The sequence below is a fragment of the Streptosporangium sp. NPDC020145 genome (assembly GCF_040631275.1).
Taxonomy (GTDB): Bacteria; Actinomycetota; Actinomycetes; order Streptosporangiales; family Streptosporangiaceae; genus Streptosporangium.
Map to the genome: position 1 here is coordinate 92,399 of NZ_JBEXZT010000012.1, position 26,208 is coordinate 118,606.

Genomic DNA, 26,208 nt, shown 5'->3' on the forward strand with positions numbered 1-26,208 from the left:
CGCCCGGCGTCGTCTCCGGCCCGGCCGCGCAGGCCGGGCCTCAGTCGTCGTCCCCGGCCCGTCCGCCGTTGCCGCCCTCGTCCCTGGCCTCGCCGCGTTCCCTGATGAGCGCGGCGAGCTGACGGACCTGCTGGACGGTCCGTTCCTTCTCCGAGCCCTGCAGCCCCATGGCGCCGATCGTCGCGCCGTCGGTGAAGTCGATCTTCGCCCAGGGCTCGCTGTCGGTCAGCGTCACCGCGAGCACCTCCGGCCACTCGTAGCGGTGCACCCGCAGCGCGTTGACCAGGGTGACGCCCGTCTCGTCCGCCTCGACCCGGCAGCGGCCGAGCAGGTGCAGCACCCCGGCGACGGCGGCGCCGAGCACCACCATCGCGACCTTGTCGACCACGGTGAACGGCGGCGGCAGGAGGATCGCCAGGACCACGGCTCCAACGATGATCAAACCGGCGAAGCCGTACGCCACGACGCGTCCCTTCCTCGGCCGCCACACGACGGGCAGCTCGGGGGGCGAGACGTTCTCTTGACTCACCTGGAGATCACGTTCCTTCGGGAAAAGCACCGGTCACGGCGATAGGAAACCTACCGCACGCCCCGGCCGGCCCCGCGTCCAAGACGCTCGGGGACCTCAGGCGTCCCTGAGGTCCCGCAGCAGCAGCGCCGTCTCCAGGGCCGCGACGGTGGCCTCGTAGCCCTTGTCCTCGTGGCTGCCGGGCAGTCCGGAGCGGTCGAGGGCCTGGTCGAGGGAGTCACACGTCAGCACCCCGTTGCCGACCGGCGTTCCCTCGTCGAGCGAGACACGGGTGAGCCCCGAGGTGACCGACTCGCAGACGTAGTCGAAGTGGGCGGTCTCCCCGCGGATCACCGCGCCCAGGGCGACCACGGCGTCGCAGCGCCTGGCCAGCGCCTGGGCGACGACCGGGATCTCCAGGGACCCGGCGACGCGGATCACCGTCGCGCTCGCCCCGCTGTCCGCGCTGGCCAGCACCGCCCGCGCCACGAGCTGATCGGTGATCTTCTCGTGCCAGCGGGCGGCCACGATGCCGACGGTCAGCCCGGCCGCTTCGACGGCCTCGGCCTGGGGACGTCCCGCGCCGCTCATACGTTCTCCTTGTTGATCTCGTGGCCCAGACGGTCGCGCTTGGCCGTCAGGTACCTCTCGTTGTGGGGGTTCATCGCCACGGGCATCGGCTCACGGCCGAGGACCTTGACCCCGTAGCCGTCCATGCCCCGCAGCTTGGCGGGGTTGTTCGTCAGCAGCCTGACCGACTTCACCCCCAGGTCGGCGAGGATCTGGCCGGCGTTGGAGAACTCCCTGGCGTCGACCGGCAGGCCGAGCTCCAGGTTGGCGTCCACGGTGTCGCTGCCCGCGTCCTGCAGGCCGTAGGCCCGCAGCTTGGCCAGCAGCCCGATACCACGGCCCTCGTGCCCGCGCAGGTACACCACGACACCACGGCCCTCGGCGGCGATCTCCGACATCGCGTGGTCGAGCTGGACCCCGCAGTCACACCGCAGGGAGCCGAACACGTCCCCGGTCAGGCACTCGGAGTGCGCCCTGACCAGGATGTTCTCCCCGTCCTCCAGATCACCGTAGACCAGGGCGACGTGCTCGCCGCCGTCCAGGGCGCTGGCGTAGCCGTAGGCGCGCCACATCCCGTACGCGTTGGGCAGGCGGGTCTCCGCGACCCTGCTCACCATCCGTTCCGTGCGGCGCCGGAACTCGACCAGCTGCTCGATGGAGACCAGCGCCAGGTCGTGCTCGTCGCAGAACTCGCGCAGCTCGGGCAGCCGCTTCATGGTCCCGTCGTCGTTGACGACCTCGGCGAGGGCTCCGGAGGGCCGCAGCCCCGCCAGCCTGGCCAGGTCCACGGCCGCCTCGGTGTGGCCGCGCCTGACCAGCACGCCGCCCTCGCGGTAGCGCAGTGGGAAGACGTGGCCGGGCCGTACCAGATCGTCGGGCTCGGTGGCCGAGTCGCACAGGGTGCGGATCGTCCTGGCGCGGTCGGAGGCGGAGATGCCGGTGGTCACCCCGTCGCGGGCGTCGACGCTGATCGTGTAGGCGGTGCGCAGGCGTTCCCTGTTCTCGTGCACCATCAACGGCAGGCCGAGCCGGTCGAGGTCCTCACCGGGCAGCGAGACGCAGATCACGCCGCTGGTGTGCCTGATGGTGAAGGCCAGCAGCTCCGGTGTCGCCTTGGCCGAGGCGAAGATGATGTCACCCTCGTTCTCACGGTTCTCGTCGTCGACCACCACGACGGGCCTGCCCTCGCGAATGTCGGCGATCGCCCGCTCTATGGGGTCAAGCTCGGTCACACAGCCTCCTTGGGGACGAGCACGGTCCTGGACCGGTACTCCTTGAGCCAGTTGAAGAGTCCGATGAGGACAAGGACGAAGAAGACCCCGTAGACGGCCCCCGAGACGACGAGACCCGAGCTGAAGGCCAGTGGCACGCCGACCAGGTCCACGGCCACCCAGATGATCCAGAAGTCCACCAGCGCGCGCCCCTGGGCCCAGGTGGCGACGGCGCTGCCGACGAAGATGTAGGCGTCCGCCGCGACCAGCAGGTAGCCCCTCGGCGGCGGCACCAGCGCGCCCCAGGAGAGCTTGGTCACGAAGAACAGCACGCCGACGACGGCCGTGCCCAGCAGCATCGTGGCGGCCATCGCCAGCCGTTCCCAGCCGGTCGCGGGCCGTACGGCCAGGCCCTGGCCCGCCCGGGTGCCGCGGGTCCAGCGCCACCAGCCGTAGACGGCCAGGCCGCCGAACATGAGCTGTTTGAGGGCGTTGCCGGTGATGTGGGCGCTGAGGGAGGTGACGAACAGCAGGACCGCGGCGGTGAGCTGCACCGGCCAGGTCCATATCGATCTGCGGATCGCCAGCAGCACGGTGGCCAGCGCGGCCACGTTGCCGACCAGGTCGGTCCACAGGACCTTGACCCCGAGAAGCTGGAAGCCCTCGTTCACCCAGTTCATGACCCGTTCCCGGGGGCGTAGGCGCCGACGAGCCGCTCCACGTGCTTGGCGATCACGTCGACTTCGAGGTTCACCGGGTCGCCCGGCTGCTTGGCGCCGAGGGTGGTCAGCCGCAGCGTGGTGGGGATGAGGCTGACGGAGAAGCCCTCGTCGTCCACGCCGACCACGGTCAGGCTGACCCCGTCGACGGCGATCGAGCCCTTCTCCACCACGTAGCGGTTCAGCGCGGCGGGCAGGGAGATCCGCACGACCTCCCAGTGCTCGTCCGGCTCACGCGCGAGCAGCACGCCGGTACCGTCCACGTGGCCCTGCACGATGTGGCCGCCGAGGCGCTGGTCGGCGCGGACCGCGCGCTCCAGGTTGACCCTGGAGCCGGGGCGCAGGGCCCCCAGGCTGCTGCGGTCCAGGGTCTCCTTCATCACGTCGGCGGTGAAGACCTCCCCCTCGACGTCGACCACCGTCAGGCAGACCCCGTTGACGGCGATCGAGTCGCCGTGCCCGGCGTCGCCGGTGACGACCCCGCCGCGGATCGACAGCCTGGCGGCGTCGCGCAGCGTCTCGATCTCCGCGATCTCGCCGAGTTCCTCAACGATTCCGGTGAACATTCACAGCTCCTTCGCAGGGCGTGCGTAGATGACATCGGGAGTGAACCCGCGCGGGGCCGCCCGTCTTCCTGGCCTCACGGGGCCTGCCGGGACCGGGGAGCCGGTACGGCGGGCGTTTCCCAGGACGTGGGCACGTGGAAGCCGGCCAGGCCGTAGGGGCTCACCGGGAGAGGCCGTGGAGATCGCGGGGACACGGCGGGCGAGACGGAAGAGGGGACCGGCGGCGCCGCGACCACGCGCGGGCAGGCCGGTCGGCTGACGCGGGTGCGCCCGACCACACATCCGGGACTCCTACTCGCCGGTAGCTTTCTGCCACGGCGGGCCCCGGGGGATCACAGGCACGTACACCCATTGGCGGCGAGGCGCCCCGCCAAGGGACGTCCCTGCCGCCCGCGCGCTTCCTCCCATCCGGACTTTGACCGTCGGTCCTGGAGTTTCACCAGGTCAACCGGCCGATGGCTTCGGACGGGTCGCGGACTGTAACCGCCGGCTCGGAATTTCACCGACCCCGGAGCACGCTGCTCTCCCTCCAGTGTGCCACGTCCGGCAAAAGATGACGTGTCCCCCTCCCACCAGATGGAACAACCGGACATCGGGGAGAGGCACGCCGCGCACCCTCGCGCCCGGGCCGGGCACGGTGGTACGAAGGGAACAGGGACGAAGGGGGCGGGGGGCCACAGGGGGCCGAGCGGGACCCGGACGGGTCACCCGTAGTCAACACGCGTTCACGCACTCACCCGGCGGCCGGACCGCCTTCCGCCCCACCTGCGGACACCACACGACGAGAGGTGACACGACGACCACACAGACCGTCATGGTCGTGTCATAGGTATGTCACAAATCCGTGAATAAGAGACGGTGGGGAATCTCATCATTCCATCCGACCCCCCACCCAGGTCAATGGAATTGCAGCCACAACCTGATCTATATTGCACAACAAAAAAACAAGTAACAGCTAGGCCATTGATTTGCCCCTGACTGTTTTGCAATGGTTCCCCCAGATCCCGCTCAGTCATGCTCGTTGGGGGCTCCCGCACGATGACCATCCCTGCACCTGCCGCGACCACCGCCGATGAGGCGCCCGTGGTGAAGGCACCGGAAACGGTGGGCCGCTCACCAGGGCAGCTGATGTGGCTCCGCTTCCGCCGTGACCGGACCGGGGTCGCCTCGGCCATCGTGGTGATTTTCTTCATCCTGGTGGCGATACTCGCACCGGTGATCTCCTGGCTGTACGGCAAGGACCCGTACACCCTCTACGGCCAGGACACCCCGGGCCTGCTCAATGACTTCGGCTATCCGATCGCCCCGAACGGCGGCATCAGCTCGGAGTTCTGGTTCGGCATCGAGCCGAACCTCGGCCGTGACGTGTTCACCCAGCTGGTCTACGGAATCAGGACCTCGCTGCTGATCGCGCTCATCACGACGATCCTCACCACGCTGATCGGCATCGTGATCGGCATCGTGGCCGGATACTCCGGCGGCAAGACGGACTACGTCATCGGCCGCGTGATCGACACGGTGCTGTCCTTCCCCTCGGTGCTGTTCATCATCGCGTTCATGCCCGTGGTGGAGAACCTCTTCGTCAGTCCCGACCAGGAGACGCCGGTCTGGCTGCGCGCCGTGACGCTGGTGCTCGTGCTGACGTTGTTCGGCTGGGCCGGTCTGGCCCGCCTGTTGCGCGGCCAGGTCCTCACGCTCCGCGAACGCGAGTTCATCGAGGCCGCCCGGGTGACCGGCGCCTCCCCCGCGCGGATCGTGTTCAAGGAACTGCTGCCCAACCTGTGGACGCCGATCCTGATCCAGGCGACGCTGCTGCTGCCCGCGCTGGTCACCTCGGAGGCCGCCCTGTCCTTCCTCGGCGTCGGCATGATCGAGCCGATCCCCGACTGGGGCAGGATGTTCCGGCGCGGTACCGAGGTCTACCAGAACGACATCACGTACCTGATCTTCCCGGGCGTCGCGCTGGTGATCTTCGTGATCGCCTTCAACCTTCTCGGCGACTCCGTCCGCGACGCCTTCGACCCCAAGCTCAAGCGCTAGCCCCAGCTCAAGCGCTGAACAGATAGGAGAGAGATGACAGTCAGAAAGCGGTCAGCCGTGGCCGTCCTGGCCATCGGTGTGCTGGCCGTCACCAGCGCCTGCGCCGAGGGCAACCAGGGGGCTCCGGCCGCCCAGCCGTCCGGCAGCTCCAACGGTGCCTCCTCGGCCCCCGCCGCCGCCTACAAGCCCGCGGTCATCACCCAGGGCACCGCGGAGGACTCCAAGGGCCCCGCGATCCCGCCGGAGGGCGTCGTCAAGGGCGGAACGGTCACGATGATCGACCGTGACGACTTCTCCCACCTCGACCCCGCGCAGATCTACGTCAACACCGAGGCGAACTTCGCCCGGCTGATCTCCCGCACCCTGACCGGCTACAAGCGCGTCGCCAAGGGCGAGTTCAAGCTGGTCGGCGACCTGGCCACCGACACCGGCACCCAGTCCGACGGCGGCAAGACCTGGAAGTTCACGCTGAAGGACGGCGTGAAGTGGCAGGACGGCACGCCGATCACCTCCGCGGACGTCAAGTGGAGCATGGAGCGGACCTTCGCGCCGTTCGTCACCCAGGGCCCCACCTACATCCAGCAGTGGCTGACCGACGTCGACTTCAAGAAGGCCTACCCCGGCCCGTACGACGGCAAGGAACTCGACGCGATCGAGACGCCGGACGACAAGACGATCATCTACAAGTTCAAGACGCCGCACGCCGACGCGGCCTACGCCTTCGCCATGGCCGGTTACGGCATCGTGCCCAAGGCCAAGGACACCAAGGAGCAGTACGACAAGGAGCCTGTCTCCAGCGGGCCGTACATCATCAAGTCGCACGTGGTCGACAAGACCATGGACCTTGAGCGCAACCCGAACTGGGACCCGGCGACCGACCCGATCCGCGGCGCCTACCCGGACAAGTGGCACCTTGAGTTCGGCTTCGAGGCCCTGCAGGTGACCGACCGCCTCATGGCGGACTCCGGCGCCGACCAGACCGCCTTCACCTTCTACGCCTCGACGCCGCCGGAGCGTCTGCAGCAGGTGCTGAGCGACCCCAACCTGGCCTCCCGCCGGATGAACAGCCCCTCGCCGTACGGCAACTACTACTACTTCAACCTTGACCGGGTGAAGGACCCCAAGGTCCGTCAGGCCATCAACTACGCCTGGCCGTCCAAGCAGATCCAGCAGGTCATGGGCGGCCCGGCCGCCGCGGCGCTGCCGACCACGATTCTCAACGAGAACACCACGGTCGGCTACCAGTCCTACGACCTGTTCAACAAGGAGACCAAGCCCGAGGGTGACGTCGAGAAGGCCAAGGAGCTGCTGGCTCAGACCAGCACCCCGACGCCGACCATCGTCTACGCCTACAACCAGACGCCGGTCCAGGAGCAGGTGACCGTCGCGATCAAGAGCGCCCTGGCGAAGGCCGGCATCAACGTCGTGGCCAAGCCGCTCGACCGCAAGACCTACTACGACTCGATCGGCAAGCTCGGCAACCAGTTCGACATGTACTGGGGCGGCTGGGGCGCCGACTGGCCGTCCGGCTCCACGGTGCTCCCGATCATCTTCGGCCCGGTCGCCGAGGGTGCGCCCAACTACTCGCACCTGAAGGACCCGGCGCTCACCGCCGAGATGGACAAGATCACCGCCATGACGGACATCGACGCGGCCAACGCCGCGTGGATGGCGCTCGACAAGAAGATCCAGGAGACGATCACCCCGCTGGTCGTCGCGGAGAACCGGATCGCCACCATGCTCCACGGTTCCAAGGTGGGCGGTGCCGAGATCGACCCGCAGCAGTGGATCGTTCAGCCGGACACCATCTTCGTGAAGCCGTAGAGACGGCAAAGGCCGTGGCCCCGCTGACAGGCGGGGCCACGGCCCGCGGGGGCTTCACGGCCCCCGCGGCGGTCTCCCAGCAACCGTCGGGAAACGGGCCATGTTTCGATTCATCACTCGCCGCACCCTCGGCGCCGTGGTCACCCTGCTGATCATCGCCGCGTGCACGTTCTTCCTTTTCTTCGCCGTTCCAGCCGACCCCGCCCGGCTCGCCTGCGGCAAGGTCTGCCCGCCCGAGCTGCTGGAGCAGGCGCGGCACAACCTGGGACTGGACCAGCCGCTGTTCGTACAGTTCCTGACCTGGGTCGCCGGCATCTTCGTCGGCCGCGACTACGAGGGCCTGGGCAACTGCGCCGCCCCCTGCCTGGGGTTCTCCTTCGTCAACAAGGCCCCGGTGCTGGACACGATCCTCGACCGCATGCCGTTGACCGTCTCGCTGACGATCGGCGCGGCCATCGTCTTCCTCCTGTTCGGAGTGGCGACCGGTATCGTCGCGGCGCTCAGGCAGGGCAAGGCGCTGGACAAGATCGCCAGCGTCTCCTCCCTGATCGGCGCCTCGCTGCAGATCTACTTCGTCGGCACGCTGGCGCTGTACTTCCTCGTCTACCACAACCACATCCTGCGGCAGCCGAGCTACGTCCCCATCACCGAGAACCCGCTGGACTGGGCGATGGGGCTGATGCTGCCCTGGGTGGTGCTGGCGATCATCTTCACCGCCAACTACACCCGTATGACCCGTTCGACGATGGTGGAGCAGCTCTCCGAGGACTACGTCAGGACGGCTCGGGCCAAGGGCATGCAGAACCGCTCGGTCGTGATGAGGTTCGCGCTGCGCGGCACCCTGATCACCATCGTCACCATCCTCGGCGTCGACCTGGGCACCCTGATCGGCGGCGCGATCATCACCGAGCAGACCTTCGGCCTGCAGGGAATCGGGCAGCTGTCCATCAGGGCCGTCTGGAGCTCGGACCTGCCTATGCTGATGGCGACGGTGATGGTGGCCGCAGGCGCCATCGTCGTGTTCAACATCATCGTGGACGTCTTGTACGCCGTCATCGACCCCCGCGTGCGGCTGAGCTAGGAGCTGGAAGAAGTGTCGAACCCGTTCCTGTCGGTCCGTGACCTGACCGTCGACTTCCACACCGAGGACGGCCTCGTCCACGCGGTGGACGGGCTCTCCTTCGACGTGGAGAAGGGCACCACCCTGGGGATCGTGGGCGAGTCGGGATCCGGCAAATCGGTGACCAACCTGACCGTGCTCGGCCTGCACAACCCGGAGACCACCAAGATCAGCGGTGAGATCCACCTCGACGGTCAGGAGCTGATCGGCGCCTCCCGGTCCACCATGGAGAAGCTTCGCGGCAACAAGGTCGCGATGATCTTCCAGGACCCGCTGACCGCGCTCTCGCCGTACCACACGATCGGCAGGCAGATCGGCGAGGTCTACCGCAAGCACACCGGCGCGAGCAAGTCCGAGTCCAGGGCCCGCGCGATCGAGATGCTGACCCGGGTCGGCATCCCGCAGCCGAAGACCCGTGTGGACGACTACCCGCACCAGTTCTCCGGCGGCATGCGGCAGCGCGCGATGATCGCGATGGCCCTGGTCTGCGACCCGGACCTGCTGATCGCCGACGAGCCGACCACCGCGCTTGACGTGACCGTGCAGGCCCAGATCCTGGACCTGCTCAAGGAGCTCCAGGACCAGACCGGCACCTCCATCATCATGATCACGCACGACCTGGGCGTGGTCGCCAACACCGCGCACAACGTGCTGGTGATGTACGCGGGCCGGGCCGTCGAGCGCGGCACGGTCAAGGAGGTCCTCGACACCCCGCGTCACCCCTACACCTGGGGTCTGCTCGGCTCGATGCCGCGGCTGAGCTCCTCGGTCGACATCCCGCTCAAGCCGGTCCGCGGCACCCCGCCGAGCCTGCTCAACGTTCCCTCCGGCTGCCCGTTCCACCCCAGGTGCGACTACATGGACCAGGCGGGACCCGAGCTGTGCAAGGGTGAGCGGCCCGAACTGTCCCCGCACCGCGGCCACGGCGACGCGTGCTATCTGACCCTCGCCCAGAAGCGGGAGATCCACAAGTGAAGCAAGGACGGCCAGTGAACGGGCTTGGCGGCTCGCGGACGCCGTCTGCGAGGGAGGACGCGTGAGCGAGGAACTGCTGGAGCTGTCCGGGCTGGAGAAGCACTTCCCGGTGACGGGCGGGCTGATCTTCAAGCGGCAGGTCGGCAAGGTGCACGCGGTCGACGGGCTCGACCTGACCGTGCACACCGGTGAGGCCCTCGGCCTGGTCGGCGAGTCCGGCTGCGGGAAGTCGACCACGGGACGGCTCGCCGCCCGGTTGCTCGAACCCACCGGGGGCTCCATCCGCTACCGGGGCCACGACATCACGCACGCAGGCCGCAAGGAGCTCAAGCCGATCAGGTCCGAGATCCAGATGATCTTCCAGGACCCGTACTCGTCGCTCAACCCCCGCCACACCGTGGGCACGATCATCAGTGGCCCGATGGAGATCAACGGCATCGAGCCGCCCGGTGGCAGGGAGAAGCGCGTCAAGGAGCTTCTGGAGACCGTCGGTCTCAACCCCGAGCACTACAACCGCTTCCCGCACGAGTTCTCCGGCGGTCAGCGCCAGCGCATCGGGGTCGCCCGCGCGCTGGCCCTCAACCCCAAGCTGATCATCGCCGACGAGCCGGTCTCCGCGCTTGACGTCTCGATCCAGGCGCAGGTCGTCAACCTGCTCCAGCAGCTCCAGAGGGACCTGGGGATCGCGTTCCTGTTCATCGCGCACGACCTGGCCATCGTCAGGCACTTCTCGCAGCGGGTCGCGGTCATGTACCTCGGCAAGATCGTCGAGATAGCCGACAGGTCCTCCCTCTACGAGCGCCCCCGGCACCCCTACACCCACGCGTTGCTGTCGGCGGTGCCCGAGGCGACCACGGAGGCGGGTGCCCGCGAGCGCATCCGCCTCGCCGGGGACGTGCCCTCCCCCATCGACCCGCCGTCCGGCTGCCGTTTCCGCACCCGCTGCTGGAAGGCACAGGACAAGTGCGCGACCGAGGAGCCGCCCCTGGTCCGGCTGGAGGGCAACAAGGAGGGGCATCTGACCGCCTGCCACTTCCCCGAGGAGCCGACCGTCAGCGGCGAGGGCGTGATCCTCGACCCGGCCCTGCAGGGCTAGCCCGCCCGCTCCACGCACTCTCGCGGCTTCTCGAAGGCCCCGGGGCGCCCAATGGCGTCCCGGGGCCTTCGAACGTCTGGAGGCCGTCAGGCCTTCTCCGCCGCCGACCGCAATTCGTCGATCGCACGGGCCGGGTCGGCGGCGCCGTAGACGGCGCTGCCCGCGACGAACACGTCGGCCCCGGCCTCCGCGCAGCGCTCGATCGTCTCGGCCGAGACCCCGCCGTCGACCTGCAGCCAGATCTGGCCGCCGTGCCCGTCGATCAGCCCGCGGGCCCGGCGGATCTTGGGCAGCACGATGTCCAGGAACCGCTGGCCGCCGAAGCCGGGCTCCACGGTCATCATCAGCAGCATGTCGACCTCGCCGAGCAGGTCCTCGTACGGCTCGACCGCCGTGGCGGGGTTCAGCGCGAGCCCGGCGCGGGCCCCGGCGGCGCGGATCTGCCGCAGGGTGCGCACCGGGGCCTTGGCGGCCTCCACGTGGATCGTCACGCTGCCCGCCCCCGCCTCGGCGTAGGCAGGTGCCCAGCGGTCGGGGTCCTCGATCATCAGGTGGCAGTCGAGCGGCGTCGAGGTCGCCTTGAGCAGCGACTCGACGACGGGCAGGCCAAGAGTCAGGTTGGGCACGAAATGGTTGTCCATGACGTCCACGTGCAACCAGTCGGCGTTGGGCACCGCCGCGGCCGCCTCCGCGAGGCGGGCGAAGTCGGCGGACAGGATGCTGGGCGAGATCTGTACGGCCATAGTGCGGCCGAGTCTATTGGGCGCCGCCCTCCGGTCACCGGGCGGGCGGAGCCCCCGCGCGCGCTCAGAGTTTGAGCCGCACATCGTACTCCTCAAGCCAGGCGTTGAGCCCGAGGAAGCCGTCCAGCGCCGCCCTGCCGTCCAGGTCCGCCTCCCCCTCCTGCCGGTCGAGGACGGCTCGCACCCTGCCGAGGTCGGCCAGCTGCGCGGCCGCGACCCCACCCCGGTCGAGCAGCCCGGCGACCTGCTTGCTGAGGGCCTGGTCGTAGGCGGGGTCCTGGGTCGTGGGGTAGGGACTCTTTCGGCGTTCGAGCACCGAACCGGGCAGGATGTCCGCCGCCGCGGCGCGCAGCACGCTCTTCTCGCGCCCGTCGAAGCTCTTGATCGACCAGGGGATGTTGAAGACGTACTCGACCAGCCGGTGGTCGCAGAACGGCACCCGGACCTCAAGGCCGACGGCCATGCTCATCCGGTCCTTGCGGTCGAGGAGGTTCTGCACGAAGCGGGTCAGGTTCAGGTAGCCGATCTCCCGCATCCGCCGCTCCAGCCCGCCCTCCCCCGGCAGCCTGGGCACCTCGTCGAGCGCCTCCCGGTAGCGCCTGGCGCGGTAGGCGGGCAGGTCGAGTTCCCGCAGCAGCTCCTCGCCGAGGATCCCGACCACCCCGTTGAACCGCTCGACGCCCGGCATCGCCAGCCACGGGAAGGTGTCGCCGCCGACCGCGGCCGGTTCGTGGAACCAGCGGTAGCCGCCGAAGACCTCGTCGGCCGACTCCCCGGACAACGCGACCGTCGAGTGCTCCCTGATCGCCCTGAACAGCAGGTAGAGCGAGGTGTCCATGTCGCCGAGCCCAAGCGGCAGATCCCGCGCCCGCAGTACGGCGGCGCGCGCGGCGGGGTCCATGAGGTCGGCCGGGTCCAGGACGATGGAGGTGTGGTCGGAGCCGACGTGCCGGACGACGTCGAGGACGTACGGCGTGTCCGGGGTCGAGCGAATCGCGTCCGGGGTGAAGTTCTCGTCGTAGCCGGCGAAGTCGACGGAGAAGGAGCGGACCCCCTCCTTGCCGTCCTTCCGCAGCCGGTCCATGGCCAGCGCGGTGACCGTGCTCGAATCGAGGCCGCCGGACAGCAGGGTGCACAACGGCACGTCGGAGACCAGCTGGCGCCCGACGACGTCCTCCAGCATCCCGCGCACCGTCCGTACGGTCGTCCCGAGGTCGTGGGGGTGCTCGCGGGCCTCAAGCCGCCAGTAGAACCGCCTGCTCAGGCCCGCACGGCTCACCCGGATCACCTGGCCTGGCCGCACCTCGTGCATTCCCCGGTAGACGGCGTGTCCGGGCGTCTTGCTGAACGCGTAGATCTCCCGCAGGCCGTCGAGGTCGACCACGGCGGGCTGGGCGAGCGGGTTGGCGAGGATCGCCTTAGGCTCCGAACCGAACAGCACCCCCGAGGGGGTCGGGTGGTAGTACAGCGGCTTGACGCCCATCCGGTCGCGCGCCAGCAGCAGCTCCTGACGCCGGACGTCCCAGATCGCGAAGGCGAACATGCCGTTCAGGCGGTCGAGAAGGTCCTCGTCCCACTCCAGGTAGGCCCGCAGCAGGACCTCGGTGTCGCTCCGGGTGCGGAAGCGGTGGCCCCGCGCGGCCAGCTCGGCGCGTAGCTCGGGAAAGTCGTACAGCTCCCCGCTGTAGACCAGGACGGCGAGCGGCTCACCGTCCTGGTCGGCGACCATCGGCTGACGCCCGCCCTCGACGTCGATGACGGCCAGCCTGCGGTGGCCGAGCGCGACGTGCGGGGCCGTCCACAACCCCTCGTCGTCGGGCCCCCGGCAGGCCATCGTGTCGGTCATGGCCTGCGCGACGTCCCGGGACGGCCCAAGGTCACGCTCGAAGTCCACCCACCCGGAGATTCCACACATCAGTAAATCCCCACGTCCTATCGGCGATTTCCTGCATTGTCCGCAGAACCGATATTCATCTCAACGTGGGGGCAAGATTCGGACTTCCTTAACCTATCTTCACAAAGAGTTCAAATCCCGTTACCGGCGGCGCAGCAGGGCGAGGAACATCGCGTCCGTACCGTGGCGGTGCGGCCAGAACTGCGCGTACGGCCCCTCACCCAGCCCCTCGACGCCGGGCAGGAAGGCACGGGCGTCCAGCGCCTCGGCGTCCGCACGGCTGCGCAGCGCGTCACCCACGACGGCCACCGTCTCCGCCAGATGCGGCGAACAGGTCACGTAGGCGACGACCCCTCCGGGACGGACGGCCTCCAGGGCGTGCGAGAGCAGCTCCCGCTGGAGCGCGCCCAGCTCGGGAAGGCTACGGGGATCACGGCGCCAGCGCGCCTCGGGGCGACGGCGCAGCGCGCCGAGACCGGTGCAGGGCGCGTCGACCATGACCCGGTCGAAGACACCCGGCCGCCAGGCGGGCACCGTACCGTCCGCGGCGACCACCGCGGCCTGACGGGTGGCCTGCCTGACCAGACGGGCGCGGTGATACTGCAGCTCGGCCGCCAGCAGCCTCGCCCCGCCCCGTACGGCCAGCGCGTCCAGCAGGCCCGCCTTCCCGCCGGGACCGGCGCACATGTCGAACCAGCGGCTGTCCCCGCCCTCGACCGGGACCCGCGTCAGCGCCAGCGCGACCAGCTGACTCGCCTCGTCCTGTACGGCGGCGCGCCCCTCGGCCACCGCCAGGATGGAGCCCGGATCACCCTCCTTCAGGTAGGCCGCGTACGGGGAGTACTCGCCGGGCTCGGCGCCCGAGGCCAGGAGCTCCTCGACCGAGGCCCGTCCGGGACGGGCGACCAGGGTGACGCGGGGACGCTCGTTGTCGGCGGCCAGCAGGGCGGCGGTCTCGTCGAAACCACCGCCGACGGCGTCGCGCAGCGCGTTGACGATCCACCGGGGGTGGCTGTGGGCGACCGCCAGGTGGCCGACCGGATCCTGCCCGGGATCGGGAGCCACGATCGGGACCCACTGGTCGAGCGAACGGCCCGCGACCTTCCTGAGCACCGCGTTGGCGTATTTCGACGCGCCTGTCCCCACCCGCAGCCGCACCAGGTCGACGGTCGTGCCGACGGCGGCGTGCGGCGGGACACGCGTCTTGAGCAACTGGTGCACACCGAGCCGGATCGCGTCGAGCAGCGGCGGATCGAGGTCCTCGGGGGGACGGTCACTGCAGGCGGCGATGACCTCGTCGTAGGTGCCCAGCCCGCGCAGCGTCCCGTAGGCCAGCTCGGTCGCCAGGCCCGCGTCACGCCCGGAGAGGCGGCGCTCTCTCAGCAGGGCGGGCATCAGCAGGTTGGCGTAGGCGTCCCGCTCGTCCACCGCGCGCAACAGGTCGTAGGCGACGTTCCTGGCCTCGTCACGGACCGGCTTCGGCGGGCGCGGGCGCCTACTTCCACGACCCGCCCCCCGCCGCTCTCCGCCGCGAGAGGCGGTCTGATCGTCCCGTGAGTGGCCCGCCGCACGGCGGCCACCGCTCCCCCGCTCGTTCATGTCCTAGCCCAGCCGATCGTCTTCGGTGAGCCGCACGCCGCGGGCCCACTCCCCCGCGCTCATCGCGCGCTTGCCCTGTGGCCGCACCTCACCCAGCTCGACCGGGTGCGTCGCGGTGCCGACCAGCACCGTGTTCTTCGAGGCCGCGATCCGCCCCGGGGCGAGCGAGGGCGCCCCGGGCGCGGGCCGCACCGGGCCGAGCTTGACCCGCAGGCCGCGGAACTCCGTCCAGGCGCCGGGAGCGGGGGAACAGGCCCGGATCAGCCGGTCGACCCGCATGGCCGGCGCCGACCAGTCGACCCTGGCGTCGTCCACAGTGATCTTCGGGGCGAGGCTCACCCCCTCAGCGGGCTGGGGCACCGCCTCCAGCGTGCCGTCCTCGATGCCGTCAAGGGTCGCGGCCAGCAGCCCGGCGCCCGACTCGGCGAGCCTGGCCAGCAGCTCCCCGCTGGTGTCGGCGGGCCTGACCTCCTCGGTGACCACGCCGTAGACCGGTCCCGCGTCCAGCTCCCTGACGATCTGGAAGGTGGCCGCACCGGTGATCTCGTCACCGTGCAGTACGGCGTGCTGCACGGGCGCGGCGCCCCGCCAGGCGGGCAGCAGCGAGAAGTGGAGGTTGACCCACCCGCGAGGCGGGATGTCCAGGGCGCTCTGCGGCAGCAGAGCCCCGTAGGCGACGACGGGACAGCAGTCGGGGGCGATCAGCCGCAGCCGGTCGAGGAACTCGGGGTCCCCCGCCCTGACCGGTCTGAGGATCTCCACCCCCGCCTCCTGCGCCAGTTCGGCGACCGGACTCGGCTGAAGCTTGCGGCCCCGGCCCGACTGGGCGTCCGGGCGGGTGACGACGGCGGCGACCTCGTGGCGCGGCGAGTCGAGCAGGGCCCTCAACGAGGGCAGGGCGGTTTCCGGAGTTCCGGCGAAGACCAGACGCAAGGTTCCTACAGAGCCTTCCCGTGAGTCGCGTGCGGGGAGAACTTGAACGCGGGGGCGGACAGACCGCTCCACTCGGCCGCGCGGATCTCCCTCATCGCGAGCTTGCGCTGCTTGAGGTCCATCCGGTCGATGAAGAGCACCCCGTCGAGGTGGTCGGTCTCATGCTGGAAACAGCGCGCCATGAGGTCGGTGCCCTCAAGCGTGACGGGGTCACCGTGCATGTTGAACCCCGTCGCCACGGCCCTGATCGCCCTGGGGGTCGGGAACGACAGACCGGGGAAGGACAGGCAGCCCTCCTCACCCTCCTCGTCCTTCTCCTCGGACAGGTCGAGGTCGGGATTGATCAGATGACCGAGCTGGTTGTCGACGTAGTAGGTGAACACCCGCAGGCCGACCCCGATCTGCGGCGCCGCGAGCCCGGCCCCCGGCGCGTCCATCATCGTGTCCGTGAGGTCCTTGACGAGCCTGCGCAGCTCCTTGTCGAAGTCCTTCACCGGCTCCGCCGGCGTACGCAACACCGGGTCGCCGAAAAGACGGATCGGCTGAATGGCCAACAGGGATCTCCTCAGTGCTTTTCGGAAGCCTCAGTGTATCTGTGTCTCCTTGCTCCGCCTGGCGGCGTCGCGGGCTCGGGCGCTGTGTCTCTTTGCGACGCCTTGCGGCGTCGCGGGCTTGGGCGCCTCCGAGTCGGTGCTTTCCCTCGTCACTCCGTCGCTTCGCTCCTGCGTTCCTCAGTCCAAGCACCGACGCGCCCAAGCCGGACACTCCTCACACACGGCACCGGTAAGGCACAGGCCAACTCCTCGCGCCCGGTGCCGGTAAGTCCACGCTGGACTCCTCGCTCTCGGACGTTGTCGGCCGTCCCGTTCAGAGTCGGTTCCGACGCCCCGGTGCCGGGAGTGAGGGGTTTGATCTTGTGCTTTACCGGTGCCGGGAGTGAGGGGTCTCGGCTTGGGCGCGCCGGCGCTTGGACTGAGGAGCGAAGGAGCGAAGCGGATGAGCGACGAGGGAAAGCGTCGGCTCGCCCAAGCCCGCGACGCCGAAGGCGGCGCAAAAAGGCACCCCGTTAGTCCGGCGGCGCCCCTCGGGCGCCGCCGGACTAACGGGAGCGGGTTTTCATCGCCGCCTTGCGGGCCGCCTTGGCGACCGTGGGGTCCGGGTGACGGGCACCCAGCAGGTCGAGCACGGCGATGGTGTCGGGGTGGTCGGCCGCGGCCATCTCCTCGGCCAGCCTGACCAGGTCCTCACCGGGTTCGAGCGCGTCGAACTCGCGGATCGCCTCGGCCGTCCTGCCGAGCTGGGCCAGCGAGGCGAGCGTGTCGACGGCGATCCAGGTGCGGTCCTCCTGGGCGAGGGCCGGGGCCGGGAGGTCGCGGATGTGCAGCCAGGAGGCGGCGTAACGCCACAGGGACGGCTCCTGGAGCGCCTCCCTGAGGGGGGCCTCCGCCTCGGGGCCCAGCTCTTCGAGGATCGTGCCGACGGTGCCGCGCTGGCCGGCCGTACCCGAGGCGGCGACCCTGACCAGTTCACGGGCGGCGGTCTCCGGGGTGCGGGACTCAAGCCAGACGGTGACGGCGCTGGGGGCCGCGGAGCGCTTGATGATGGCGTCGACCAGCTCGGTGGCGCCCAGGTCGGCGAAGACGGCGACCTCGGCCCCCGTCGGCGCGTCGTGGCCCTCACGGATGAGGTCCTGGCGGACGGCCCAGACGCCCAGGGGGGTCAGCCTCGGCCTGCCCGTCTCGGACGGCTCGATGAGACCGCAGTAGCCGAGCAGGGACAGCGCGGCGTCCAGTTCGCCGGGCAGGGAGGCGCTCAGCGCCCGCATCTCGGCGGGGCGGGCCTGGCAGGCCACCTCGTGCGACTGGAGGATGCCCTTGACGAGGGTGGCGGCGGACAGGCCGTCGCTCACGGCGTACATCGTGGCGAGCATCTCGGCCAGGTGGTCGTCGACCACGGCGGAGCCGGTGAGGCCCTCGTCCGCCCGGTCGAGCACGTCCATGACCACGCCGTCCCAGAACTCCAGCATCGCCCGGTGCGGCAGCTCTGCCGACAGCGCCAGCGGGCCCTCCGTCGCCATGCCCCTGGAGATGCGGAGCATGCCGGTGTTGACCGCGACGACCCACAGCAGGTGCAACCGCGCCGGGCCGGGCAGGCCGAGCTCGGCGCACGCCAGGAAGGGGTCGGGCAGCAGGCCCTCCGGGGTCACCGGCCTGGTGCCGGTCCAGACGGCCAGCCGCTGGGCGTCCAGCACCAGGGGGACCCTCAGCACGGCCTCGGCCAGCTCGCCGTCGGCGGCCAGCTCGACCGGTGGGAAGCTCAGCACCTCGGTGCCGCAGTCGGAGCAGTCGCAGTCGCCGTCCGCCTCGGTGGCGCCGACCGCGTCGAGCACGGCCGCGCGCAGCTCTCCGGGTGCCGCCCCGAGCTCGCCGACGAGCCTGCGCAACTCGCCGAGGTCGAAGACGTTGCCCGTGTTCCCGCTCTTTGCCACTCGTGAAACTTACTGCACTCAGGCCCCACGGGTGTACGGCTAGCCGATCGCGCGCGATCTGGCCTTGAAGGCGGCCTTGCGCGCGGCCTTGGCGACGTTCTGGTCGTGCAGGGAGCGGCCGAGCAGTTCGAGGACCTGCACGACGTCCGGGTGGTCGACCCGCCACATCTCGTCGATCATATGGGCGGGCGGACCGGACGCCGCCATGTTCTCGGCGAACGTCTCGGGGTCGTCCTCGGCCGCGGAGACGGCCAGGGCGAGGGTGTCCACGCTCATCCACAGGACCTCCTCCTGGGTGAGCGCCGGGGCGGGCAGGCCGCGCGCCGACAGCCAGTGGATGACGTGGGGGCGCAGCTCCGCCTCCTGCAGATGCCCTCTGACCGCCCGTTCGGCCTCGGGGCCGAGCCTGTCGACGATCGTCACGGCGATCCCCCTGGCGACGGAGGGGGCGCCGGTGACGGCGCCGAGGAGCTCGGCCGCGGCCTCGGCCGCGCTTCTGCTCCGCAGCCACTCCTCGATCTCGGCCTCGGCCAGTTCCGTGGGGATGCCGGACAGCAGTCCCTCGATGAGTTCGGAGGCGTCCACGGCGGCCAGGTCGGCGGCCTCGGGGGCGTCGATGCCGAGCCCGGTGTAGAGCTCCCGCAGGGCCCACACGGCCTGCGGGGTCAGTGCGAGCTCCATCCGGTCCGGTTCGACGACGCCGCAGTAGGCCAGGCGCCCGATGGCCTCCTCAGGGTCGAGTTCGGCCTCGTCGGTCAGCCCGGCCTCCTGGGCGTACTCCATCAGCAGCGGGACCGGCATCGGCGTCTGCAGCCGGTAGAGCACGTCGCACAGGCCGTAGAGCTCCTCGTCGAGGGCCGGATTGCCGGTGACGGCGCCGCCGGTCTCCTTCTCCACGACGAACTCGACCACCGAGGCCCAGACGTCGAGCGGGTCGAGGTCGTCGGCGTCGAAGACGGCGGTGCCCTCGATCTCGACCAGGCCCGCGTAGACCGCCAGGTCCCACAGCAGGGCGGGTTCCGCGACCGAGAGCTGGGCGGTGGCCTCGGCGGCGTCGCGGACTCTGAGGCGCCCCTTGACGGTCGGAGTGCGGCCTCCGGCGAGCATCCACTGCACCAGCCGCCGGGCGTCGGTCACCATGGGGACCCGTAGCGCCGCCTCGGCCAGTGCCTCGCGGGCGGCGAGCCGTACGGGGGGCAGGGGGGCGCATCCCGGGCAGTCGCACGGCCCGTCCTCGCTCTCCTCCCGGACGGCCTGCGCCGCGGGCCGTTCGGCCGGGGTGAGGGAGAAGCCCTGTTCGAGGGCTTCGGCGCCCATCGCGCTGAACAGGCTCTTGGCCATGCCGAACCGGGAGGTGTCGGCGAGCGCGATCGGCATCTCCGGTTCGATTCGGTCCAGTACGGATCGCATTCTGGTCGCCATCTTGCCGCCGATCTCCTCGGTCGCGAGAAGGAAGTCGACCAGGGTACGGGCGGCGGCGACGGTCTCTGGGGCACTCTCCGGCGGGGCGATGACCTTCCGCGGGTAGATGTTGAGCAGCAGTTCCTCGAAGGTGCCCGGGGTGAAGTCGCCCAGCTCGTTCACGTCCAGATAGTCGCTCGCGTAGTCGCAGAGCAGACGTACCTCGTCCACGTCAACGGCCAGGCCGTGCGCACGCCCCCACGCGCGCAGATCGTCTACGGCCTGATTCACCCATTCGATCGACACAGAGGAAAATTAACGGCTTACTGTCAGCACCGCGAATCGGGGAAACAACTCAAATGACGTCCAGGGGGTCAATGCACACCCGGACCACCTCCGGTGACTTACGGGCGGAGCGTACTCCCGCCGCCCCCTTCAGCGCCGCGGACAGCGCCGCCCCCGCCGCCTGCGGGACCCGTACCATGGCACGTTCCCGCACCTGGTCGCCCCTTGGCGTGTCGAGGGGGACGGGCCCGAGCACCTGCGCCTGCCCGGGCAGTTCGACGTCGCCGAGCATTTCCCGTACCGCGCCGGGGGACCCGGTAAGGGTGGCGATCCTTACCGCCGGGGGAAAACGGAGTTCTGTCCTGTCGGCCAGTTCACGTTCGGCGTGGGTGGCCGGGTCCCAGCGCAGCAGCGCCTGCACGGCGGGCACCGAGGAGTCGGCGAGCACCACCAGCTCCGCCCGTGGCCGCAGCAGCGCGGCCGCGTTCATCCACCGGCGCAGCGTCTCCTCGGCGGCCCGCAGGTCGGGCCTGCCCAGCATGGCCCAGCCGTCCAGCAGCACCGCCGCCGCGTAGCCGCCCTCCGCGACGGGCTCGGCCCCCGGGGTCGCCACGACCAGGGCACGCGTGTCACCGACCGCGGCGAGCACCCCGTCCCTGCCCGAGGTCCTGACCGGCACCGAGGGAAAGGCCCTGCCCAGTTCCTCGGCCGTACGGCGGGCGCCGACCACCTGCGCCCGCATCCGCGCCGCGCCGCAGGACTGGCAGCGCCACTGTCCCGCGATCCGGCCGCACCAGCGGCAGTACGGCATGGCGTGTCCCCCGCGCAGCGCGAGCGGCCCTCCGCAGTGCCCGCACCTGGCCGTGGTCCGGCAACTCTGGCAGGCCAGGCCGGGCAGGTATCCCCGCCGGGGGACCTGGATCAGCACCGGCCCCGTCTCCAGGCCCGCGCGCAGCGCCCGCCAGGCGAGGCTGGGCAGCCTGGCCGCCCGCGCCGCCTCGTCCCTGGCCAGTTCCGCGTCGTCCCCCGCGGGGCGGACCCTGGGCGCCCTGGCCCTGATCGTCTCCCGGTCCGCGACGATGGCACCGGCCCAGCCGGTGGCGACGAGCCTGGTGGCCTCGGCCGTACGGGCGTGCCCGCCGATGAGCAGTCCCGCCCTGCCGTGGTGGGCGCGCAGCGCGAGGACCTCCCTGGCGTGCGGGTAAGGCGCGAGCCGTTCGGCGTGCAGATCGTCGCCGTCGTCCCAGATCACCACCAGGCCCAGATCCCTGACCGGGGCGAAGACGGCGGCCCTGGTGCCCACGACGACGCGCACGTGGCCCCTGCGGACACGCAGCCAGCGCCGGTAGCGCTCCGCGGGGCCCAGGTCCGAGGTGAGCGCGACGTGCGTCCCGGGGTCCAGGACCGCGCCGAGCGCGGCGTCGGCCATCGCGACGTCCTTGCCGTCGGGGAGGACGACGAGGGCGCCCCTGTCCCCCCGGAGGGTCTCCCGCACGGCGACCGCGACCGCCCTCGGCCATTCGAGGCCGTCCCGTCCCGTCCCGGGCAGCGCGCTCCACACCGCGCGGGGTGAGCGGCCCTGGGCCAGGGCCGTGAGGAAGGCCGCCCCCTCCGGATAGCCGGCCCACGGCCCCAGGTCTCCGCCGGTCTTCTCCCCGGACGGCTTCTCTGCCGGTTCCCGCTGGGGTTGCGGCTCGGCCTCGACCCTGGCGTGGCGGGGCGGGACGGCGAGCCTGAGCACGTCGGCCATGGTCCCCGCGTAGCGGTCGGCCACGATCCTGGCCAGCAGGGCGATCTCCGGGGCGAGCACCGGCTCCGGCGAGACGACCCGCTCAAGCCTGGCCAGTCCGCCCTCGTGCTCGGTGTTCTCGGCCCGTTCGAGCAGGAAGCCGTCCACGAGCTTGCCCGCGAACCTGACCCTGACCCGCGCGCCCGGGACCGCCTCGGCGTCCATGGACGCGGGCACGAGATAGTCGAACGGCCGGTCCAGGTGCGGCAGCGGCGTGTCCACGACGACCCGTGCGACCGGCAGCGTCGCGGCCGGCTCCGGCACCCCCCTGGCGGACCTGGCGGCGGGGACGGGCCCGCGACGCACGGCGTCGAGCGGAAGCAGGGCGCCGTCGTCCGCGGGGAGGCTGGTGTGGGTCACCCACTTGTCCTACCAGATGCGCGGGGACCGTCCCGCCAGACGTGGGAGGGGTTCGGCCAGTGGGTCACGCCCGACACAGGGAAAACCCCAACATACTTCAGGTGGAAGGGGACCCCTCCCTCAAGACCACCCGACGCTGCGGAACGCTGGAGCACACGGTGTCCCACTGGCCACCACCATGATGACCGCCACCACCCCCCTTCCGCATCGGGCGATGTGCCTATGTCGAGGACTGATAATCGCTTTCCGCGACCCAGGCGGCGACCTGGGTGCGGGAGGCGAGGCCGCCCTTGGCGAGGATGTTGCGGACGTGGGCGTCCACGGTGCGTTTGGCGATGTCAAGCCGTACGGCGATCTCCGGGTTCGAGAGCCCCTCGGTGATCAGTTTGGCCACCTGGAGCTCCCTGGCGCTCAGTGTGCCCGCGGGCCTGGCCGTCCCGCCCGGCTGCCGGGGGGAGGGCAGCCGTCCCCCGCCCCGCAGCGGACGCTGTACGGCGGGCCGCCACGGGCTTCCCGAGGGTTCGAGGCCGACCCTTCTGTAGGCCTCCAGCATCCGGTACCTCTCGCCTGGTTCGCGGAGTACGACGGACCCCTCGACCAGCTTCGCCAGGACGGGCGCCACCCGTTCCCCGGGGAGGTGTCCCCGGCACGCCGCGCGCGCGTCCGCCAGGCCGAAGGAGCCCGGCAGCGCCGACAGCAGGGCCCACAGCTCGCGCTGCTCGGCGTCGCAGAGGTCGTAGCTCCACATGACGGCCGCCCGCAGGTCACGGTGGCGCGGCAGCACGGTCCTGCTGACCCCGGTCAGCAGGGTGAAACGGTGCCTGAGCTCCTCAAGCAGGTCCCTGGCCAGCATGGACCGCACCAGGGTCGCGGCCAGCTCGATCGCCAGCGGCAGCCCGTCGAGCCTGCCGCAGATCTCCGCCACGATCGGCGCCGTGGCCGGCGTCAGCGCGAACCGGGGGTCGACCGCCATCGCCCGGTCCTCGAACAGTCGCACGGCCGAGGTGAGCGGTAACGGCGCGAGCTGCAGCACCCGCTCCCCCGGCAGGCCGAGCGGCCTGCGCCCGGTGACGACGATCGCGGCCCTGGGCGCCTCGGCCAGCAGGTCCTCCGCCAGCGCGGCGACCTCACCGGGAATGTGCTCGCAGGTGTCGAGGACGACGAGCGGGCGCCGTTCGCGCAGGGCGGCCCCGATCTCCCTGGCGGACGACGTCCGGGGCAGTTCGAGCGCCTCGGCCAGTGTGGTCACCGGGTCGGCTGTACCGGACAGTTCGGCCCGCCAGGTCCCGCCCGGGAAGCGGCGGCGCAGCCTGGCGGCCAGGCGCAGGGCCGTACGGGTCTTGCCGACGCCCGCGGGTCCTGTGACGGTCATGATCCTGGCCTCTGTGAGGTGGCGCAGGCCCTCGGCCAGCTCCTCCGCCCGTCCCACGAAACTGGACAGGTCAACCGGCAGGTTTCCCGGCCCCCGCACCATGTTCATCCTCCGCTTCCGCTTGGTGCCGTGCCCGGCGAAAGGCGAACGCCCTTGGCGCCGAATCGGCCGTGCTCTTCTGGAACATCCGTCTACGGCAAAAAATTCACGCCGACCAGAACATTCACGTCCAGCAAAATCGCCGGCTCTCAAGGCATACCTGTACACGCGGACACTTCATGCCCACCTGTACTTGATGTCCGGTCAGCCGTCCGTGCGGCCGGACCTCACACGTGTCCCCTGCGCTGCCTGATCGCCCAGGCCGCGATCTGGGTGCGCGCGGAGAAACCGAGCTTGGCGAGGATGTGCTCGACGTGGGAGTCGACCGTGCGCTGGACGACCACCAGCCGGTGGGCGATCTGCCGGTTGGTCAGCCCCTCGGCGACCAGTTCCGCGACCTCGCGCTCCCTGCGGGTCAGCGGCGCCCAGCGGGAGTCCCGTACGGCGGGCCCCGTGGCCACGTCCTCGCCGAGCGCGTAGGCGATCGCCCGTTCCGAGCCGAGCGCGGCCCCCTCCCTGACCGCCTGCTCGGCCTCCCTTCGAGGCAGCTCCGCGGCGACACGCTGGGCGCAGCGGGCGCTCTCCTCGATCACCACCGGATAGCCCTGCTCGATCAGCCCCTTGTCGAGCCGTTCCGCGCGCGCCGCGGCGAACAGCCGCCCTGCCCTGGCCAGGTCGCCCTCGTCGGCCGCGGCGCAGGCCAGCAGCTCAAGGCAGGAGACGACGCCCATGGTGTCGGAGAAGCGTGTCTTGACCCGCAGGGAGTCGCGGGCGTGCCCGACCGCCCTGGCGGCGTCGCCCTCCGTCCGCGCCACCAGGCCGAGGACGTAGTCGGCGTGCGCGTTCGCCCAGACCTCTCCCAGCTCGTCGCACAGCTCACGGCATTCGAGCAGGATCCGGCCCGCCGCCTCGGGCTCGCCGCCGAGCACCAGGCAGGTGCCCAGCTCGACCATCGCGGGCAGGAGCACCTCGGGCAGCTCCCGGTTGGGGCGAAGCCGTTCGATCACCGTGCCGAGCATGTCCTCCGCGGCCCGGGGGTCGCCCTCGACCGAGGCCAGTGTGCCGTTCATCTTGAGCTGGACCAGCTCGACCAGCTCGGCGCCCGGCGTCCCCGGCGGGCTGTGCGCCCTGCACCGTTCCAGCAGCAGCCGCGCCTCGTCCAGGTCGCCTCTGGCGTTGGCGATGTAGACGAGGGTGAGCAGCCCCCACGACCAGGCCTGACTGCCCGGCATGGGCTGGGCGAGCAGCCTTTCGAGCTGGTCGCGGCCCTCCCTGAGCATCCCGCAGGCCACCCAGAGGTACCACAGGCCCGCGGCCATCATCAGGCCCGTCTCACGCAGTTCGGGGTCCTGGACGCACAGGTCCAGGGCGGCGCGGATGTTGGGCCACTGCTTGCGGACCCGGCTCCACGACTCGACCTGGTCGCCGTGCCGGCCCGACTCCTTGCCCCTGAGCGCCAGCTCGAAGTGGTAGCGCAGGTGCCTGCGGCGCAGCCATCCCTCGTCCCCGGTCTCGGCCAGCCTGGCCGCGCCGTACTCCCTGATGATGTCCAGAAGCCGGTAGGCCGTGCCCTCCTCGCGTTTGACCGGGATCACGATCGACTTGTCCACCAGGCCCAGCAGGGTGGGCAGGATCCGTTCCGCGGGCAGCGCCTCGTCGGCGCAGACCCCCTCCGCCGCCGCGGCGTCGAAGTCGGAGACGAAGACCGGCAGCCGCGACCACAGCAGCCGTTCGTCGGGGGTGCACAGGTCGTGGCTCCAGTCGACGGTCGCGCCGACCGTCGGGTGCCTGCTGGCCGTCACCCGGCCGGACAGCAGCCAGAGCCGGTCGTCCAGCAGGTCGCGGACCCGGCCGAGGGTGAAGGCGCGCATCCGGACGGCGACCAGTTCGATGGCCAGCGGGATCCCGTCGAGTTTGGTGCAGATCTCCGCGATCTCCTCGGCGTTCTCCCCGGTGAGGGCGTAGTCCGGCTTGACGGCGGCGACACGTTCGAGGAACAGCGTGACCGACTCGCACCGGGAGAGCGCGCCGACCGACTTCATGGCGCGCGGCCCCGGCAGGGCCATCGGCGGCAGGGCGACGATGTGCTCGCCGGGCACCCCGAGCGACTGCCTGCTGGTGGCCAGGATGCGCAGGTTGGGGCTGCTCTCCAGGAGGGTCTGGGCCAACCGGGCGCAGGCGTCCACGAGGTGCTCGCAGGTGTCGAGGACCAGGAGCATCTGCCGGTCGCGGAGGTGCTCGACCAGGACCTCGGTGTCCGGCCTCACGGACAGGTCGACCAGTTCGAGGGCGTACGCCACGGCCTGTTCGAGACGGTCGGGGTCGCTCACCCCGGCCAGTTCGACGAACTTGACGCCGTCGGCGAAGGTCGCGAGCACCTCGGAGGCCGCCCTGACCGCCACCCGGGTCTTGCCGATGCCGGCGACCCCGGTGACGGTGACCAGCCTGGAGACCTGGAGCAGACGCCTGACCTGACGAAGCTCTTCCTTGCGGCCCACGAAGCTTGTCGCCTCCATGGGCAGTTCGCCTGTCCCAAACCGCCTGATCACGTCTCTCCCCCAAGATCTCCAAAAGAGAAGTTACACAGAATTGGACGGTTCAGGGGACACAGTTGGT

At 70.7% G+C, this 26,208-nt stretch carries 20 protein-coding genes and 1 riboswitch; of the genes, 5 read left to right on the forward strand and 15 right to left on the reverse strand.

The window, feature by feature from the left end:
• Window positions 1-40 precede the first annotated feature (40 nt).
• The 5 genes from ABZ463_RS22500 to ABZ463_RS22520 form a co-directional block, all read right to left on the reverse strand.
• Window positions 41-529, reverse strand: coding sequence for a PH domain-containing protein (locus ABZ463_RS22500; RefSeq protein ID WP_352008975.1), 489 nt, complete (start codon window positions 527-529; stop codon window positions 41-43).
• A 96-nt stretch (window positions 530-625) separates the two neighbouring features.
• Complete coding sequence (gene ribH, locus ABZ463_RS22505) at window positions 626-1,099, reverse strand: 6,7-dimethyl-8-ribityllumazine synthase (RefSeq protein ID WP_352008974.1); 474 nt, start codon at window positions 1,097-1,099, stop codon at window positions 626-628.
• A complete protein-coding gene (locus ABZ463_RS22510) occupies window positions 1,096-2,310 on the reverse strand; it encodes a bifunctional 3,4-dihydroxy-2-butanone-4-phosphate synthase/GTP cyclohydrolase II (RefSeq protein WP_352008973.1) in 1,215 nt (404 codons plus the stop codon). The genes ribH and ABZ463_RS22510 overlap by 4 nt, the downstream gene beginning before the upstream one ends.
• Window positions 2,307-2,969, reverse strand: coding sequence for a nicotinamide mononucleotide transporter family protein (locus ABZ463_RS22515; protein WP_352008972.1), 663 nt, complete (start codon window positions 2,967-2,969; stop codon window positions 2,307-2,309). The genes ABZ463_RS22510 and ABZ463_RS22515 overlap by 4 nt, the downstream gene beginning before the upstream one ends.
• Window positions 2,966-3,574 (reverse strand): riboflavin synthase, encoded by a 609-nt coding sequence (locus tag ABZ463_RS22520; RefSeq protein WP_352008971.1) that lies wholly within the window; start codon window positions 3,572-3,574, stop codon window positions 2,966-2,968. The genes ABZ463_RS22515 and ABZ463_RS22520 overlap by 4 nt, the downstream gene beginning before the upstream one ends.
• A 390-nt stretch (window positions 3,575-3,964) precedes the next feature.
• Window positions 3,965-4,095: riboswitch (FMN riboswitch) on the reverse strand.
• Between the two features lie 565 nt (window positions 4,096-4,660).
• On the opposite strand from ABZ463_RS22520, the gene ABZ463_RS22525 reads away from it, so the two are divergent.
• From ABZ463_RS22525 to ABZ463_RS22545, 5 genes are all read left to right on the forward strand, one after another.
• Window positions 4,661-5,614 (forward strand): ABC transporter permease, encoded by a 954-nt coding sequence (locus tag ABZ463_RS22525; RefSeq protein ID WP_362778594.1) that lies wholly within the window; start codon window positions 4,661-4,663, stop codon window positions 5,612-5,614.
• A 33-nt stretch (window positions 5,615-5,647) separates the two neighbouring features.
• Window positions 5,648-7,438, forward strand: coding sequence for an ABC transporter substrate-binding protein (locus ABZ463_RS22530; protein WP_352008969.1), 1,791 nt, complete (start codon window positions 5,648-5,650; stop codon window positions 7,436-7,438).
• 100 nt (window positions 7,439-7,538) lie between these two features.
• A complete protein-coding gene (locus ABZ463_RS22535) occupies window positions 7,539-8,519 on the forward strand; it encodes an ABC transporter permease (RefSeq protein ID WP_362778598.1) in 981 nt (326 codons plus the stop codon).
• A 12-nt stretch (window positions 8,520-8,531) separates the two neighbouring features.
• Window positions 8,532-9,533 (forward strand): ABC transporter ATP-binding protein, encoded by a 1,002-nt coding sequence (locus ABZ463_RS22540; RefSeq protein ID WP_352008967.1) that lies wholly within the window; start codon window positions 8,532-8,534, stop codon window positions 9,531-9,533.
• Window positions 9,534-9,594: 61 nt separating this feature from the next.
• The gene (locus ABZ463_RS22545) at window positions 9,595-10,629 is read left to right on the forward strand and encodes an oligopeptide/dipeptide ABC transporter ATP-binding protein (RefSeq protein ID WP_352008966.1); all 1,035 of its coding nucleotides are present in this window, start codon (window positions 9,595-9,597) and stop codon (window positions 10,627-10,629) included.
• A gap of 86 nt (window positions 10,630-10,715) precedes the next feature.
• Here the strand turns inward: ABZ463_RS22545 and rpe are convergent, their stop codons facing one another.
• The 10 genes from rpe to ABZ463_RS22595 all read right to left on the reverse strand — a co-directional run bounded on the left by rpe (window position 10,716) and on the right by ABZ463_RS22595 (window position 26,141).
• Entirely contained in the window at window positions 10,716-11,372 is a 657-nt protein-coding gene (gene rpe, locus ABZ463_RS22550) for a ribulose-phosphate 3-epimerase (RefSeq protein ID WP_352008965.1), read from the reverse strand.
• 64 nt (window positions 11,373-11,436) lie between these two features.
• The gene (asnB, locus tag ABZ463_RS22555) at window positions 11,437-13,287 is read right to left on the reverse strand and encodes an asparagine synthase (glutamine-hydrolyzing) (RefSeq protein ID WP_352008964.1); all 1,851 of its coding nucleotides are present in this window, start codon (window positions 13,285-13,287) and stop codon (window positions 11,437-11,439) included.
• Window positions 13,288-13,407: 120 nt separating this feature from the next.
• Complete coding sequence (locus ABZ463_RS22560) at window positions 13,408-14,865, reverse strand: transcription antitermination factor NusB (protein ID WP_362778603.1); 1,458 nt, start codon at window positions 14,863-14,865, stop codon at window positions 13,408-13,410.
• Window positions 14,866-14,868: 3 nt separating this feature from the next.
• Window positions 14,869-15,798: a methionyl-tRNA formyltransferase gene (gene fmt, locus ABZ463_RS22565; RefSeq protein ID WP_352008962.1), complete on the reverse strand. Its 930-nt coding sequence runs from the start codon at window positions 15,796-15,798 to the stop codon at window positions 14,869-14,871.
• A 5-nt stretch (window positions 15,799-15,803) separates the two neighbouring features.
• Window positions 15,804-16,352, reverse strand: coding sequence for a peptide deformylase (gene def, locus ABZ463_RS22570; protein WP_352008961.1), 549 nt, complete (start codon window positions 16,350-16,352; stop codon window positions 15,804-15,806).
• A 545-nt stretch (window positions 16,353-16,897) separates the two neighbouring features.
• Complete coding sequence (locus ABZ463_RS22575; RefSeq protein ID WP_352008960.1) at window positions 16,898-18,286, reverse strand: hypothetical protein; 1,389 nt, start codon at window positions 18,284-18,286, stop codon at window positions 16,898-16,900.
• A 39-nt stretch (window positions 18,287-18,325) separates the two neighbouring features.
• Window positions 18,326-19,978 (reverse strand): hypothetical protein, encoded by a 1,653-nt coding sequence (locus tag ABZ463_RS22580; protein WP_362778606.1) that lies wholly within the window; start codon window positions 19,976-19,978, stop codon window positions 18,326-18,328.
• A gap of 64 nt (window positions 19,979-20,042) precedes the next feature.
• On the reverse strand, window positions 20,043-22,067 hold the full coding sequence (locus ABZ463_RS22585) for a primosomal protein N' (protein ID WP_362778746.1): 2,025 nt from the start codon (window positions 22,065-22,067) through the stop codon (window positions 20,043-20,045).
• Between the two features lie 274 nt (window positions 22,068-22,341).
• Window positions 22,342-23,601, reverse strand: a complete 1,260-nt coding sequence (locus ABZ463_RS22590) for a LuxR C-terminal-related transcriptional regulator (protein WP_362778608.1) — start codon at window positions 23,599-23,601, stop codon at window positions 22,342-22,344.
• Window positions 23,602-23,819: 218 nt separating this feature from the next.
• Window positions 23,820-26,141 carry a LuxR C-terminal-related transcriptional regulator gene (locus ABZ463_RS22595; RefSeq protein ID WP_362778610.1) on the reverse strand — a complete coding sequence of 774 codons (2,322 nt, stop codon included), beginning with the start codon at window positions 26,139-26,141 and terminating at the stop codon, window positions 23,820-23,822.
• Between the last annotated feature and the right edge of the window lie 67 nt (window positions 26,142-26,208).

What these genes read in the sequence shown, in the direction of transcription:
- rpe (WP_352008965.1), bottom strand. Translation starts at nt 11,372, where the DNA reads ATGGCCGTACAGATCTCGCCCAGCATCCTGTCCGCCGACTTCGCCCGC.
- ABZ463_RS22515 (WP_352008972.1), bottom strand. Translation starts at nt 2,969, where the DNA reads ATGAACTGGGTGAACGAGGGCTTCCAGCTTCTCGGGGTCAAGGTCCTG.
- asnB (WP_352008964.1), bottom strand. Translation starts at nt 13,287, where the DNA reads ATGTGTGGAATCTCCGGGTGGGTGGACTTCGAGCGTGACCTTGGGCCG.
- ABZ463_RS22560 (WP_362778603.1), bottom strand. Translation starts at nt 14,865, where the DNA reads ATGAACGAGCGGGGGAGCGGTGGCCGCCGTGCGGCGGGCCACTCACGG.
- ABZ463_RS22530 (WP_352008969.1), top strand. Translation starts at nt 5,648, where the DNA reads ATGACAGTCAGAAAGCGGTCAGCCGTGGCCGTCCTGGCCATCGGTGTG.
- ABZ463_RS22590 (WP_362778608.1), bottom strand. Translation starts at nt 23,601, where the DNA reads ATGAACATGGTGCGGGGGCCGGGAAACCTGCCGGTTGACCTGTCCAGT.
- ABZ463_RS22535 (WP_362778598.1), top strand. Translation starts at nt 7,539, where the DNA reads ATGTTTCGATTCATCACTCGCCGCACCCTCGGCGCCGTGGTCACCCTG.
- ribH (WP_352008974.1), bottom strand. Translation starts at nt 1,099, where the DNA reads ATGAGCGGCGCGGGACGTCCCCAGGCCGAGGCCGTCGAAGCGGCCGGG.
- ABZ463_RS22520 (WP_352008971.1), bottom strand. Translation starts at nt 3,574, where the DNA reads ATGTTCACCGGAATCGTTGAGGAACTCGGCGAGATCGCGGAGATCGAG.